The sequence below is a fragment of the Thalassospira lucentensis genome, assembly GCF_001613805.1.
Classification (GTDB): domain Bacteria; phylum Pseudomonadota; class Alphaproteobacteria; order Rhodospirillales; family Thalassospiraceae; genus Thalassospira; species Thalassospira lucentensis_A.
The window spans coordinates 178,098-191,948 of record NZ_LPVY01000011.1; the positions used below are offsets into that span (position 1 = coordinate 178,098).

Sequence of the window (13,851 nt, forward strand, 5' to 3'; positions counted from 1 at the left end):
CGACAGCCCGACCGATGCGTTTTTACGTAAAACGATAACCGGGTTTGGTGAAAACAAACTGCCCGACCCGCATGCCACCGCCGCCTTCGCGCTCGTCAAAGGCATTGATGCAGCCCGCCAGATAAAATTCCCACATCCGTTTAAACTCGGTGTCGTATTTTTCCGGGTCAAGCTGATCGGCAATCTCGCGGAACCGGTCGCGCCATGCGATCAGGGTTCGGGCATAGTTCAGTCCCGCGTGAAAATGCGATGCTTCGACTTTAAGGTCGGCATTCTCGGCAGCTTCGATAACTTCGTGCACCGCCGGAATATATCCTCCCGGGAAGATGTATCGATCAATCCAGGGCGACGTAAAATCCGGACGCGGCTTGATGATCGTATGGATCACCGCCCGTCCCCCGGCTTTCAGCAATTTGCCGACCTTCTCGAAATAGGTTTTGAACTGCGGCCGCCCGACATGTTCAAACATGCCAACCGAAACAACCCGGTCGTACTTGCCTTCATTCGCATCGGCAAACAGCCGGTAATCCAGAAGATGATAGCCAAGACCTTCGTGGAAGTTATCAGGCAGTTCCTCTTTGCGTTCCAGCGCCCAGTTATATTGCTCGGTCGAAAGCGTAATACCGTGCACCTCCGCCCCCGTCGTGCGCCGGATAAAGCGGCTAAGCCCGCCCCAGCCACAGCCAATATCAACCACCCGAAGATCGGGTTGATCGATCTTCAGACGCTGGGTCGTCAGGCTCATCTTGCGGTTTTGAGCTTCTTCCAGTGTCTGGGCACCATCATCCCAGAAGGCGCAGGAATACTGCATTTCCGGATCAAGAAACCGGGTATAAAGGTCGTTGCCGATATCATAATGATGGCGCACGCGCCGTGACGCGGCCTTGACCGAGGTAAATTGCGCGATCTGGAATTTAAGCGCCTGCAGCTTTTCGATAAAAAGGCCAAATCCGTTTGCCGAATGGCCGCCTTCGAAATTAAGCCGCAAGACCCTGATCAGATCTTCCATCTCGCCGGAAACAACATCGAAACCGCCACGCATATAGGATTCGCCAAATCCCGGATCAGGACTTAGCGCCATTTTCAATGTGTCGCTCCAGTTCGGTACAGTCATTGTTGCCCTGGGATCGCTGCCATCCCCCAGAACAATCTCGTGTCTATCGTCCGCCCGGAATACCAGTGTTCCGCGCGTGACATGTTCCCGGAAAAAATCGAGAACCTTTTTTTGTGTCCAGTCCAATGTCATCGGGTACGTCATCTGCCGTCCTTTTTAAGCCGGAAATGCCATCGCCCCACGTAAAACCCGTTGCCGGATTTCACATAAGTACCGGACCCTAAATCAGGATCGTCTGGTCAATCGTTCGAAAAGGAAATGCGGAAACGGCTAGTCTATAGGCCGCGCACCCGCAGACAGTGAAAACAGAAAACTCAAAGCCGGGGCCGAACGATTCTGATTTAGGGTTCGGTACTCGAACCCCATGGATAATTCTGCCAGATTTTTTTGCAATCTCAAGAGGTAATAGCCAATGATCTCCTTGCGTGCACCTCGATAAAACCTTACATCTCGCGTCATACTGTACAGACGATTATCCACAGGCATATGCAAAACGCGACTGTCCTCTACCAAAGAAGGGCAAAGTGTACGAGCACTGCCAGAATGACTGAAAGAGGCTCCTGATGGGCTATAAAATCGCCGTTGTCGGCGCGACCGGAAATGTCGGGCGCGAGATGCTCAACACCCTTGAAGAACGCCAATTTCCGGCCGATGAAATTTTCGCACTCGCCTCCTCGCGTTCGGTCGGCCGCGAACTGGATTACGGTGACAAGGAAATCAAGGTCGTAGATGCCGCAACCTTCGATTTTTCCAAGGTCGATATCGCGCTGTTCTCTGCCGGTGGTGCAACGGCCAAAACGCTGGCGCCCAAGGCTGCTGCTGCGGGTTGCGTTGTCATCGACAATTCCAGCTACTGGCGGATGGAGCCCGGTGTACCGCTGGTCGTGCCAGAGGTAAATGGTGCCGCGCTGGCCGGTTACGCCAAGAAAAACATCATCGCCAATCCGAACTGTTCGACCATTCAGATGGTCATGGCGCTTAAACCCCTGCATGACCTGCAACCGATCAAACGCGTTGTCGTTGCAACCTATCAGTCGGTTTCCGGTGCCGGTCGGTTGGCGATGGATGAGCTGTTCAATCAGACCAAGGGCATTTACGTCAACGATCTGCCGGTCAAGGAACAATTCACCAAACAGATCGCCTTTAACGTCATTCCGCATATCGACGAATTCATGGATGACGGTTCAACCCGCGAAGAATGGAAAATGACCGCCGAAACCCGCAAAATCCTCGATCCGGATATCGCGGTTCATGCGACCTGCGTTCGCGTCCCGGTTTTTGTCGGCCATGCCGAAGCGGTGAATATCGAATTCGAACAGCCTGTCACAGTCGAAGAAGCCCGTAAGGCAATGAAGGACTTCCCCGGCGTCTCCGTTGTCGATTACCGCCAGGACGAGGGATATGTCACCCCTCAGGAAGTCCAGGGCGAGGACAATGTTTTTGTCTCGCGCGTGCGCAAGGACCCGACGGTTGAAAACGGTCTTTCGCTTTGGTGTGTTGGCGACAACCTGCGGAAAGGAGCCGCCCTTAACGCGGTCCAGATCGCCGAAATGCTGGTCGCGGAATATCTGCCAAAGAAATAATCGCAACCGCAATGAACGTCTTCGAAACCCGCCGATCCCGGCGGGTTTCTTTTTGTCCGGATCATTCCCGCTGGTCAGAGCCGCAAAAAAACGATAGGGAATTTAGGATAGACTGATCAACGCACGCGCCATCAGTGTTGCGATCCATAAAGAAAAATAAATCGAGGACAGGGATGGTTAAACGAACACGCAAAGAAGCTGCAAGGCTTGACGAAGCCGCCCGCGCGGGCTGGCTGTATTACTGCGCTGGCAACACGCAGGACGAAATCGCCACCAAACTTGGTGTTTCGCGTCCGACCGCACAGCGTCTGGTGTCTGCCGCCATTAGCGAAGGGCTGGTCAAGGTTCGCCTTGATCATCCGATTGCGCGCTGCATGGAACTGGCCGCTTCGCTGTGCAAGGAATACGGCCTTGCCAATTGTGATGTGGTGCCAACCGATCCGGCCGCTCCCGATGCCATGTTTGGCATGACGCAGACGGCTGCGACCTATCTTGAACGCGTTCTGCTATCCCCTGATCCCAAGATCATCGCGGTGGGCACGGGGCGCGCCATGCGTGGCATGGTCGACGAAGTTCAACGCGTCGATGCCCGCCATCACAAGATCGTATCGCTGGTCGGGACGATTGCCCATGACGGTGCGGCAAGTTTTTATGATGCGGTCACCGATCTGGCCGACCGGACCCGCGCGCCGCACTATCCCTTACCGATCCCGGTGATTGTCGAAAGTGCCAATGTGCGCGCCCAGATGCAGCAACAGCCACCCATGGATAACATCATGCATCTGGCAGCCAAGGCCGATGTGCGCTTTGTCGGGGTTGGTGATCTTGGCGCCGACGCACCGCTTTATATTGATGGCTTCATCAGCAAGGATGAATTGCGGTCGCTTCAAAAGAACGGCGGCATCGGCGAGGTAGTCAGTTGGTCATTCGATGAAAATGGCGTGATCCTTGACCATGATGTCAATCACCGCGTCACCAGTGCACCGATCCATATTCCGGCGCAAAATACGATTGCTGTTGCCAAGGGTGCGAAAAAAGTCGCCGCGATTCGCGGGGCGATGCGCGGCAAACTGATTACCACACTGATCACGGACGAAGCCACCGCCGAAGCTTTGCTGCGCGCATAACCGCCGCAAAACGCCTTTTGAATCAAGATAAAGAACAACCCCGTCAAAAGTTTTGGCGGGGTTTTCTTGTTGCAGCGCAAAAACGATTTCGTTTGACAAACACCCCTCAAATTGAGTGAATGCTCATTACCTGAACAAATGATCAAACGGGCAAGATAATTTGCCCATCGGGTACACAGTCCTTTGGGAGGAACTATGAAACGCGTAACGGGAGCAGCGCTTTGCGCGCTGTTGGCAGGCGGTGTCGCATTCTCCGCCAATGCCGAAACAAAACTTACCATTGCTACCGTGAACAACGGTGACATGATCCGCATGCAGAAGCTGACGGACGACTTCACCTCCAAAAACCCCGACATTTCCCTTGAATGGGTTACGCTCGAAGAAAACACCCTGCGTCAACGTGTCACCACCGACATCGCCACCAAGGGCGGTCAGTATGACATCATGACCATCGGCACCTACGAGGTTCCGATCTGGGCCGAAAAGGGCTGGCTGGCACCGCTCGATAACCTTGGTGCCGATTACGATACCGATGACATCATGCCCGCCATCCGTTCCGCCGTAAGCAACGATGGCAAGCTTTATGCGGCACCTTTCTATGCCGAAAGCTCGATGATGATGTACCGCACCGATCTGTTTGAAAAAGCAGGCATCACCATCAATGGTCGCCTGACCTGGGACCAGACGCTCGACATTGCCAAAAAGCTTCATGACCCGGATAACGGTGTTTATGGCATCTGCCTGCGCGGCAAGGCCGGCTGGGGCGAAAACATGGCGCTGATCACCACCATGGGCAATGCCTATGGCGCGCGCCTGTTTGACGAGAACTGGAACCCGACCTTCGACAGCGCCGAATGGAAAAACGCACTCGACATGTATGTCGAAATTCTCGGCAAATATGGTCCTCCGGGCGCAACCTCGAACGGCTTTAACGAAAACCTTTCGCTGTTCAACTCGGGCAAATGCGGCATGTGGATTGATGCAACCGTTGCAGCATCCTTTGTCAGCAACCCGAAAGAATCTACCGTTGCCGACAAGGTTGGCTTCACCGAAGCCCCATGTGCCGAAACCTGCACTGGAGCCAACTGGCTCTGGGCATGGAACCTTGGCATCCCGACCGGCTCCCAGAAAGTCGAAGCCGCCCAGAAATTCATCGCTTGGGCAACCTCGAAAGACTATCTGGAACTCGTAGCCTCCAAGGAAGGCTGGGCCAACGTACCGCCGGGTACCCGTATGTCCCTGTACGAAAACCCGAAATATCTGGAAGCCGCACCGTTTGCTGACGAGACCCTTCTCGCCATAGACAGTGCCGATCCGATCAATTCGACCATGAAGCCGAAGCCTTATGTCGGTGTTCAGTTTGCCGCTATCCCTGAATTCCAGGGTATCGGCACCACGGTAGGCCAGCAGTTCTCTGCCGCATTGGCCGGTTCCTCGACTGTTGAAGATGCGCTTGCAGCCGCTCAGTCAGGCACCGACCGCACCATGCGCAAGGCTGGTTACTACTGATGCATGACAGGCCAGTGCTCTGCTCCGTGCAATGAGTTCTGGCCTGTGCCTCCTTGACCTGATGAACTTGGGGTGGCGGCACTTCTGACCGCCACCCTCTTTCCATCCGGATCGAGGCAACAGGGACTTCAAACAGGGAGCACATCATGTCGACACGGTCCTCTACCCTGACCGGGCGCATTATGTCTGCACCGTCGATCATCGCGCTGTTCTTGTGGATGATCGTGCCGTTGGGCATGACAATTTATTTTTCGTTCCTGCGTTACAACCTGCTCTCTCCCGGTATGGAAGAATGGGTCGGCACGCTGAACTATGAATTCTTCCTGACCGACCCGGCATTCTTTGCGTCGCTCGCCAATACGCTTCTGCTTGTCGGATCGGTACTTGTGATCACGGTGGTCGGCGGTGTTCTGCTGGGCCTGATGCTGGATCAGCCGATTTTTGGCCGCGGCATCCTGCGCCTGCTGGTGATTGCCCCCTTCTTTATCATGCCGACCGTGAATGCGCTGGTTTGGAAAAACCTTCTGATGCATCCGGTATCGGGCATGTTTGCCTGGATCGCGAACTCGCTTGGCTTCCAGTCCATCGACTGGTTTTCCGAGGCACCGCTAACGGCCATCATCATCATGGTGTCATGGCAATGGCTGCCCTTTGCCGTTCTGATCCTGCTGACCGCCCTTCAGTCGCTTGACCGCGATCAGAAGGAAGCCGCCCAGATGGATGGCGCCGGTCCGGTTTCGATTTTCTTCTATATCACGCTGCCCCATCTCAGCCGTGCGATCACGGTCGTCGTGCTGATCGAAACGATCTTCCTGCTGACCGTCTTTGCCGAAATTTTCGTGACCACCGGTGGTGGCCCGGGTCTGGCAACGACGAACATTGCCTTCCTCGTCTATACGCAGGCTTTGCTGCAATACGACGTTGGCGGCGCATCGGCGGGCGGCATTGTCGCTGTCGTTCTGGCAAATATCGTGGCGATCTTCCTGATCCGCCTCATTGGCAAGAACCTGGACAGGTAAGGGACACGAGATGGAAAACAAACAAACACCCCTTGGCCATATCGGTTTCTCGATCTTTGCCTGGATTGTTGGCCTTCTGATCTTCTTCCCGATTTTCTGGATGGTCCTGACCAGCTTCAAGACCGAACTTGAAGCCGTATCGATACCGCCAAGCTTCATTTCGTTTGACTGGACGCTGGAAAACTATGCCGAGGTTCAGGCACGATCCGATTATTTCCGGTTTGCCATGAATTCGGTCATCCTGTCGGTCGGCTCAACTCTGGTGGGTCTGCTTTTTGCGGTGCCCTGCGCATGGGCCATGGCCTTCAACCCGACCAAACGAACCAAAGACGCCCTTCTCTGGATGCTGTCGACCAAGATGATGCCACCGGTCGGCGTGCTGGTACCGATCTATCTGGTGTTCCGCGACTGGGGCCTGCTTGATACCCGGTTCGGTCTGATCATGGTTCTGTTCCTGATGAACCTGCCGATCATGGTCTGGATGCTTTACACCTATTTCAAGGAAATCCCGAGCGACATCCTTGAAGCCGCCCGCATGGATGGCGCCACCCTGCCCAAGGAAATCATCTTTGTGCTGTTGCCAATGGCGGTTCCGGGCATTGCATCGACCATGCTGCTCAACATCATCCTGGCCTGGAACGAAGCTTTCTGGACCCTGAACCTGACCACCGCTGATGCCGCACCGCTGACCGCTTTCATTGCATCCTATTCCAGTCCGGAAGGGTTGTTCTGGTCCAAGCTTTCGGCGGCCTCGACGCTGGCGGTTGCTCCGATCCTTATCATCGGCTGGTTCTCGCAGAAGCAGCTTGTTCGTGGCCTGACATTTGGCGCGGTCAAGTAACCGCTGCCTGATCGAAATTCAACAAGAAGGAACACCGAAATGGGTGCTATCCGACTGGAAAAAGTCAAGAAAACCTTCGGGACACTGGATGTTATTCCGGGTGTGGACCTTGACATTAATGATGGTGAATTCGTCGTCTTTGTCGGCCCGTCGGGCTGCGGCAAATCCACCCTTCTTCGCCTGATCGCCGGTCTTGAAGACGTTACCGACGGCAAGATCCTTATCAACGGGGTCGATGTCGCAAACGAGGCACCGGCCAAACGCGGCCTTTCGATGGTGTTTCAGTCCTATGCGCTTTACCCGCATATGACGGTCTATAACAACATCGCCTTTGGCCTGAAAATGGCTGGTGAAAGCAAGGCGGTCATCGATGAAAAGGTCCAGAACGCGGCCAAAATCCTGAACCTGACCGATTATCTGGAACGCCGCCCCGGCGCGCTTTCCGGTGGTCAGCGCCAGCGTGTCGCAATCGGTCGCGCGATTGTGCGCAACCCGGCCGCCTTCCTGTTTGATGAACCGCTCTCGAACCTTGATGCGGCCCTTCGCGTCAATATGCGCCTTGAAATCACCGGCCTTCATCAGGAACTGAAAACCACGATGATCTATGTGACTCACGATCAGGTCGAAGCCATGACCATGGCCGACAAGATCGTCGTGTTGCAGGCAGGCCGTGTGGAACAGGTCGGCAAGCCGATGGACCTTTATAACAATCCTGCCAACAAGTTTGTCGCGGGCTTCATCGGGTCACCGAAAATGAACTTCATCGGTGGCGATTACGCCAAAAAGCACGACTGCCACGAAATCGGCATTCGTCCCGAACATGTCGCGGTCAGCACCGAAAGCGGCGACCTTCCCGCAACCGTCAAGATTGCCGAACATCTTGGTGCCGAAACCTATCTGCACGTCAATGCAGAGGGCTTTGGCCCGATGACAGTGCGCGCAACCGGCGAAGTCCCGCTGGGCGAGCATGACAAGATCTGGCTGACCCCGGAACAGGACCGCATCCACCGCTTTGACGCGAACGGCATCGCACTGGGCAAGCTTTAAGATTTCCAAACAACCGGGCCGCATTGCCCCACACGCCATGCGGCCCCGCCTTACCACCACAAGAATGTGAGACCAAAATGTACCTTAAGAAGTTCGATCTTACCGGACGCCGCGCCTATGTCACCGGGGGCGGTCGCGCAATTGGCCTGTCATGCTGCGAGGCACTGGCAGAAGCAGGCGCGCATGTCATTATCGGTGACATTAGCGAAGGTGTGGCCGAAGAAGGCCGTGATTACCTGAAATCAAAGGGTTACACCGCCGATATCGACATCATGGACGTCACCAACACCGATCAGGTCCGCACCAGTGCCGAAAAAATGGGCCGTGAAGGCGGCGTTGACATTCTGGTCAACAATGCCGGTATCGCCCGTTCGGAAACCCCGGCTGAAACCGTGACCGACGAACATTGGCTTAACGTCATTGACGTCAACCTGAACGGCACCTTCTGGTGCTGCCGCGAATTTGGCAAACAGATGCTGGCCAAGAAAAACGGCGTGATCGTCAATGTCGGCTCCATGTCGGGCTTCATCGTGAACAAGCCGCAGGAACAGGCCTATTACAACGCATCCAAGGCCGCCGTGCATCATCTGACCAAGTCTCTTGCCGCCGAGTGGGGCGGGCGTGGTGTTCGTGTCAATGCTGTTGCACCGACCTATATCGCAACACCACTAAATGAATTCGTGAAATCCAAGCCGGACATGTATGACGCCTGGATCAACGGCACCCCGATGGCCCGCCTTGGCCTGACCGAGGAAATCGGATCGGTCGTGCTGTTCCTGGCATCCGACGCGTCCAGCCTGATGACCGGCTCCATTGTCCTGGCTGATGGGGGTTATACCTGCTGGTAAGGCACAGGTAAAACTGTTGATCGCATTGTCCTGAAGCTTCTGCGATCAGGTCAGGACCGTGGTGGAACGGGGCGTGGTTGTGGGACCTACGCCCCGTTCACCTTTTTAGTCTTGATGCTGACCGGCCAGATACACAGAAAACGGATTGCACGGGACAACCACGACACCCGAAAGCCCCAAAAAACGCGCCAGTCGCGACAGATGCACCATCAGATCGCCCGCAACGGTGGCCGCATCACATCCCTCTTCCAGATGCGCGCTCTGCACCCGAAGAACCCCTTCCTGCCGATCCGCTTTCAGATCAACACGCGCAACAAATTTCCCATCCTGCATGAACGGCAGAACGTAATAGCCATATTGCCGTTTTTCCGCCGGGACATAAATTTCGATCCGGTAATTGAAACCGAAAATCCGTTCCACCCGGTCGCGTTCCCACATGATCGGATCAAACGGTACCATCAAGGCGGTTGGCTTCGCACGGCAGCGCGGATTGACATGCGGGCACAAATATCCCGGCTGTTTCCAGCCCTCGACATCCGCCTGCAACAAAGTGCCGTCTTCGACCATTTCGGCAACCCGTGCCTTGGCATCCTCTGTCGGCAGGCGGAAATATTTTCGAAGATCGGCTTCGGTCGCGATGCCCATCGCAGCAATCCCGTTGCGGATCAGGGCACGCTGGGCCTCTGCGCGCGGCATTGGCGGTTCAAGCGCCTCCGGCCCGATGATCCGTTCGGGCAGATCATAGACCCGCTCGAAACTGGTGCGCCGTTTGCGCGCCATCACCTGCCCGCTCCAGAACAGGAATTCCATCGCGGTTTTGGTTTTCGACCATCCCCACCATTTCGAACTTGATGCGCCTTCCTGTTCCAGATCACTGGCGGCAAGTGCCCCTTCCCTTTCGATCCGATCCAGAATGCTGCGCACAAATTCAGGATGATCACGGATCATTTTGGCGATCTGCCCCCAGGTACCTTTGCCCTCGGCGGCATCCGCCATGCGCCAGCGATAAAGCCCGTAATCCTCGACCGGAATCATCGATGCCTCGTGGCCCCAATATTCAAACAATCGCCGCTGCCGGGCGTTGCCCCAGCTCAGCTGATCAAGATCGGCCGGGTCATAAACGCCAAGCCGGGAAAAAACCGGCATGTAATGCGCGCGCGTCAGAACATTGACACTGTCGACCTGTAACATGCCAGTCTGGCGAATGGCTTTCATGATCCGGCGCTTGGTCACCGGGCGACTCTCGTCCTGATCAAACCCCTGCGCGGCAAGGGCCAGATTGCGCGCCTGTCGGGCGGATACGGAAATCGCGGCTTTGTCGTTAATCATGGTGGCCTTTGAAAAATCGCAAAGAAAAACAGTGTGATGGTATCATACACTCCTGACAATTATGTCAGTAGGTTGCAGGAACATTTCGGTGGGTCGGATCGTTTCCTATGGCCGGTTTCTATTCCCTGGGGTTTCTATTCCCTGTGGCATCTATGTTTCTGCCATCTTTGATCCTGACCATGTTTTCAACCCGATGAAGCAACCAGACAGGCATCCATGGAACTCGAACAAATTCTGATCCTTGCCATTCTTGTCGGAACGGTCGTGATGTTCCTGTGGGGCCGCTGGCGTCATGACATGGTTGCGATGGCATCCCTGCTATGTTGCGTGGTCGCCGGGCTGGTGCCGGTTGATGGGGCCTTTCAGGGTTTCGGTCATCCGGCGGTGATCACGGTTGCCTGTATCCTGATCCTGTCATCGGCACTTCAGCAATCAGGCGCGGTCGATAACCTGACCCGCATGGTTCTGCCGCAATCTGCCGGACCGGTCGTCACCATGGCCGCCCTCAGCCTGCTAGCGGCCATCCTGTCGGCCTTCATGAACAATGTCGGCGCGCTGGCCCTTCTGATGCCCGTCGCCCTGCAAATCGCCGCCAAACAGAACCTGCCTCCGGGCAAAATCCTGATGCCGCTCGCCTTCGGATCGATTCTGGGCGGCATGACCACCCTGATCGGGACCCCGCCCAACCTGATCGTCGCCGGTTTCCGCGCCGAGGCGGGCGAGGGCGGCTTTACGATGTTTGATTACACTCCGGTCGGGATTGTTGTTGCCGCCGCCGGTCTGATTTTCGTCATGGTGTTTGGCCGCTGGCTTGTTCCCACCCGCGAACGCGCCGGGGCAGAGGGCTTTGAAACCGGCTCCTACCTGACCGAGGCACGCATTGCCGCGGGCAGCAAGGCAATCGGCATGATGCTGCGCGATGTGAACCGCGAACTTGAAAAAGGCGACGCGCAGGTCATCGGGCTGATCCGCAATGAAAAACGCATTCCCGCCCCCAACCCATACCGCGAACTGCATGAAAACGACATCCTGATCATCGAAGCCGACCCCGAAGCACTTGCCGTCGCTCTTTCCGCCCTTGATCTGAAACTCGAAGAAGAATTACGCGACCTCGAAGCGCAGGAAAAAGAAGCTAAACAGCTCGAAAAAGCCGAAAAATCGGATGAAAAGGCCGATTCTGACGCAAAATCTGCAGCCACAGCGTCTTCAAAGACCGAAAAACGTGCCAAAACACCCGAAACAGATGCGGAAAACCCGGATAACAGCCGCCGTGCCGCGATCCAGTCCGATGATATCGCTTTGATGGAACTGGCGATTTTGCCGAACTCCGGCTTTATCGGCAGATCGGCAACCGACATCAATCTGCGCACCCGTTATGGCGTGAACCTGCTAGCCGTATCGCGACAGGGTCAACGCTCCATGGCGCGCCTTCGCACCATGTCGATGAAGGCCGGTGACGTCCTTCTGATGCAGGGACCACCCGCCGCCATTCAGGATTTCGCATCACGTCTTGGCTGTGTGCCGCTTGCCCAACGTTCGCTACGCATCCCGGATAATGCTCAGGCGCTCAAGGCATCGGCCATCATGGCTGCCGCCATCGGGGCTGCGGCATTCGGCGTCATGCCGGCCGCGGTTGCCTTTGCCATCGGGGTTCTGCTCGCCATGGTGACCCGCGTCGTCGCCCCGCGCAATGTCTATGACGCGGTTGACTGGCCGGTGATTGTCCTGCTCGCTGCCCTGATCCCGGTAGCAACCGCGATGGAAACCACCGGCACGGCCGACCTTCTCGCCCGCTTCCTGTTAAACTGGGTCGCACAGGGGAATGCCATCATAGCACTTGGCCTGATCCTGATCATCACCATGACGCTGTCGGATTTCATGAACAATGCCGCCACCGCGGCCGTCATGTGCCCTATTGCGATTGGCAGTGCCGGCCATCTGGACGTCAATCCCGACGCCTTCCTGATGGCGGTCGCCATCGGAGCCTCCTGCGCCTTCCTGACCCCGATTGGCCATCAGAACAACACGCTGATCCTTGGCCCCGGCGGCTTCCGCTTTGGCGATTACTGGCGGCTCGGACTACCGATTGAAATCATTGTCGTCGCTGTTGGGGTACCGATGTTGCTTTGGGTTTGGCCTCTGTAACGAAAAAGGGCAGCTTTGGGCTGCCCTTTTTTAATTCAATTGCATGACATCTTAGCTATCAAAACCAAGGTTCGGTACCGCAAGGCCATTGGCGCGACACGCCGAAATCAGGGTGTTGTTCAACAGACAGGCAATCGTCATCGGGCCGACACCGCCCGGAACCGGGGTAATCGCACCGGCGATTTTCGATGCAGTTTCAAATTCGACATCACCGACAAGTTTCATCTTGCCCTCGGCCCCTTCAACGCGGTTGATGCCAACATCAATCACGGTGGCACCCGGTGCAATCCAGTCGCCCTTGATCATGTTCGGGCGGCCGACCGCGGCAACGACGATATCGGCACGGCGGACTTCTTCGGGCAGGTCACGGGTGCGCGAATGCGCGATGGTCACCGTACAGCTTTCCTTCAGAAGCAACTGCGCCATCGGCTTGCCAACGATGTTGGACCGGCCGACAACCACCGCCCGCATCCCCGAAAGATCACCTAGGGTATCTTTGAGCAGCATCAGGCAGCCATAAGGCGTGCAGGGTGCAAATCCCTCGCCCCCGGTTGCCAGTGCACCGGCATTGACGACATGAAAACCGTCAACATCCTTGGCCGGATCGATGGCCGCAAGGATCGCCTGATCGTCGATATGTTTGGGCACCGGCAACTGGCACAGGATGCCATGAACCTTGGGATCGGCATTCAGCTTTGCGATCAGCGCCAGAAGCTCTTCCTGCGACGTATCGGCGGAAAGCTTGTGCTCATACGAATTCATGCCGCATTCGATGGTCTGCTTGCCCTTGTTGCGGACATAGACCTGGCTTGCCGGGTCTTCACCGACAAGAATAACCGCAAGGCCCGGCGTGACGCCGTGCGCATCTTTAAGCTTGGCCACTTCTGCTGCGATATCGCCGCGCAATTTGGCCGCGAATGCTTTGCCGTCGATGATTTTTGCGTCGCTCATATGTCTTGTCCGCCCGTCAGTTCATGAAGTTGCGCGATGAGTGCGTCCGGATCGCCTGAAATTTCCAGAACCTTGTTGCGGTCCGTATGCCCGGCAACAATTTCGACTGACGATTTAGGCCATTTGGCCGTTTTTGCCAAAAGCTTTATCAGGGCGATGTTCGCCTTGCCATTTTCGGGCACGGCCGTAACCATTGCCCTGATCTGCTGCTGCCCGTTGCCATCAACGCCCACCCCGGCAATCGCATTTCGCGAAGCCTTTGGTGTCAGGCGCAAAAACAGCCGGATACCCGATCCATTCGCCAGCGTCTCGCAGAACGGTTTTTCCATCCCGCCGGT

At 56.1% G+C, this 13,851-nt stretch carries 12 protein-coding genes; 8 read left to right on the forward strand and 4 right to left on the reverse strand.

What is annotated here, in order from left to right; all coding sequences use genetic code 11:
• Window positions 1-22 precede the first annotated feature (22 nt).
• On the reverse strand, window positions 23-1,258 hold the full coding sequence (locus AUP42_RS10870) for an SAM-dependent methyltransferase (RefSeq protein ID WP_231858241.1): 1,236 nt from the start codon (window positions 1,256-1,258) through the stop codon (window positions 23-25).
• Between the two features lie 419 nt (window positions 1,259-1,677).
• Between AUP42_RS10870 and AUP42_RS10875 the strand changes: the two genes are divergently transcribed.
• From AUP42_RS10875 to AUP42_RS10905, 7 genes are all read left to right on the forward strand, one after another.
• Window positions 1,678-2,697 carry an aspartate-semialdehyde dehydrogenase gene (locus tag AUP42_RS10875; protein WP_062951628.1) on the forward strand — a complete coding sequence of 340 codons (1,020 nt, stop codon included), beginning with the start codon at window positions 1,678-1,680 and terminating at the stop codon, window positions 2,695-2,697.
• A gap of 173 nt (window positions 2,698-2,870) precedes the next feature.
• On the forward strand, window positions 2,871-3,824 hold the full coding sequence (locus tag AUP42_RS10880) for a sugar-binding transcriptional regulator (RefSeq protein ID WP_062951629.1): 954 nt from the start codon (window positions 2,871-2,873) through the stop codon (window positions 3,822-3,824).
• 195 nt (window positions 3,825-4,019) lie between these two features.
• Complete coding sequence (locus AUP42_RS10885) at window positions 4,020-5,333, forward strand: ABC transporter substrate-binding protein (protein WP_062951630.1); 1,314 nt, start codon at window positions 4,020-4,022, stop codon at window positions 5,331-5,333.
• A 146-nt stretch (window positions 5,334-5,479) separates the two neighbouring features.
• Window positions 5,480-6,352: a carbohydrate ABC transporter permease gene (locus AUP42_RS10890; RefSeq protein ID WP_062951631.1), complete on the forward strand. Its 873-nt coding sequence runs from the start codon at window positions 5,480-5,482 to the stop codon at window positions 6,350-6,352.
• 10 nt (window positions 6,353-6,362) lie between these two features.
• Window positions 6,363-7,193 (forward strand): carbohydrate ABC transporter permease, encoded by an 831-nt coding sequence (locus tag AUP42_RS10895; protein ID WP_062951632.1) that lies wholly within the window; start codon window positions 6,363-6,365, stop codon window positions 7,191-7,193.
• Window positions 7,194-7,232: 39 nt separating this feature from the next.
• A complete protein-coding gene (locus AUP42_RS10900) occupies window positions 7,233-8,240 on the forward strand; it encodes an ABC transporter ATP-binding protein (protein WP_062951633.1) in 1,008 nt (335 codons plus the stop codon).
• 77 nt (window positions 8,241-8,317) lie between these two features.
• Window positions 8,318-9,088 (forward strand): SDR family NAD(P)-dependent oxidoreductase, encoded by a 771-nt coding sequence (locus AUP42_RS10905; RefSeq protein ID WP_007089149.1) that lies wholly within the window; start codon window positions 8,318-8,320, stop codon window positions 9,086-9,088.
• A 105-nt stretch (window positions 9,089-9,193) separates the two neighbouring features.
• On the opposite strand, the gene AUP42_RS10910 is transcribed toward AUP42_RS10905, so the two are convergent.
• Complete coding sequence (locus tag AUP42_RS10910) at window positions 9,194-10,417, reverse strand: winged helix-turn-helix domain-containing protein (RefSeq protein WP_062951634.1); 1,224 nt, start codon at window positions 10,415-10,417, stop codon at window positions 9,194-9,196.
• 216 nt (window positions 10,418-10,633) lie between these two features.
• On the opposite strand from AUP42_RS10910, the gene AUP42_RS10915 reads away from it, so the two are divergent.
• The gene (locus tag AUP42_RS10915) at window positions 10,634-12,562 is read left to right on the forward strand and encodes an SLC13 family permease (RefSeq protein ID WP_062951635.1); all 1,929 of its coding nucleotides are present in this window, start codon (window positions 10,634-10,636) and stop codon (window positions 12,560-12,562) included.
• Between the two features lie 51 nt (window positions 12,563-12,613).
• On the opposite strand, the gene folD is transcribed toward AUP42_RS10915, so the two are convergent.
• Both folD and AUP42_RS10925 read right to left on the reverse strand, forming a co-directional pair.
• Complete coding sequence (folD, locus tag AUP42_RS10920; RefSeq protein WP_062951636.1) at window positions 12,614-13,513, reverse strand: bifunctional methylenetetrahydrofolate dehydrogenase/methenyltetrahydrofolate cyclohydrolase FolD; 900 nt, start codon at window positions 13,511-13,513, stop codon at window positions 12,614-12,616.
• Entirely contained in the window at window positions 13,510-13,842 is a 333-nt protein-coding gene (locus AUP42_RS10925) for a DUF167 family protein (protein WP_062951637.1), read from the reverse strand. Before AUP42_RS10925 ends, folD begins: the two co-directional genes overlap by 4 nt.
• Between the last annotated feature and the right edge of the window lie 9 nt (window positions 13,843-13,851).

Bases quoted from the DNA above. Each gene is read 5' to 3' on its own strand.
- AUP42_RS10870 (WP_231858241.1), bottom strand. From the start codon at position 1,258: ATGACGTACCCGATGACATTGGACTGGACACAAAAAAAGGTTCTCGAT.
- AUP42_RS10875 (WP_062951628.1), top strand. From the start codon at position 1,678: ATGGGCTATAAAATCGCCGTTGTCGGCGCGACCGGAAATGTCGGGCGC.
- AUP42_RS10880 (WP_062951629.1), top strand. From the start codon at position 2,871: ATGGTTAAACGAACACGCAAAGAAGCTGCAAGGCTTGACGAAGCCGCC.
- AUP42_RS10885 (WP_062951630.1), top strand. From the start codon at position 4,020: ATGAAACGCGTAACGGGAGCAGCGCTTTGCGCGCTGTTGGCAGGCGGT.
- AUP42_RS10890 (WP_062951631.1), top strand. From the start codon at position 5,480: ATGTCGACACGGTCCTCTACCCTGACCGGGCGCATTATGTCTGCACCG.
- AUP42_RS10895 (WP_062951632.1), top strand. From the start codon at position 6,363: ATGGAAAACAAACAAACACCCCTTGGCCATATCGGTTTCTCGATCTTT.
- AUP42_RS10900 (WP_062951633.1), top strand. From the start codon at position 7,233: ATGGGTGCTATCCGACTGGAAAAAGTCAAGAAAACCTTCGGGACACTG.
- AUP42_RS10905 (WP_007089149.1), top strand. From the start codon at position 8,318: ATGTACCTTAAGAAGTTCGATCTTACCGGACGCCGCGCCTATGTCACC.
- AUP42_RS10910 (WP_062951634.1), bottom strand. From the start codon at position 10,417: ATGATTAACGACAAAGCCGCGATTTCCGTATCCGCCCGACAGGCGCGC.
- AUP42_RS10915 (WP_062951635.1), top strand. From the start codon at position 10,634: ATGGAACTCGAACAAATTCTGATCCTTGCCATTCTTGTCGGAACGGTC.
- folD (WP_062951636.1), bottom strand. From the start codon at position 13,513: ATGAGCGACGCAAAAATCATCGACGGCAAAGCATTCGCGGCCAAATTG.
- AUP42_RS10925 (WP_062951637.1), bottom strand. From the start codon at position 13,842: ATGGAAAAACCGTTCTGCGAGACGCTGGCGAATGGATCGGGTATCCGG.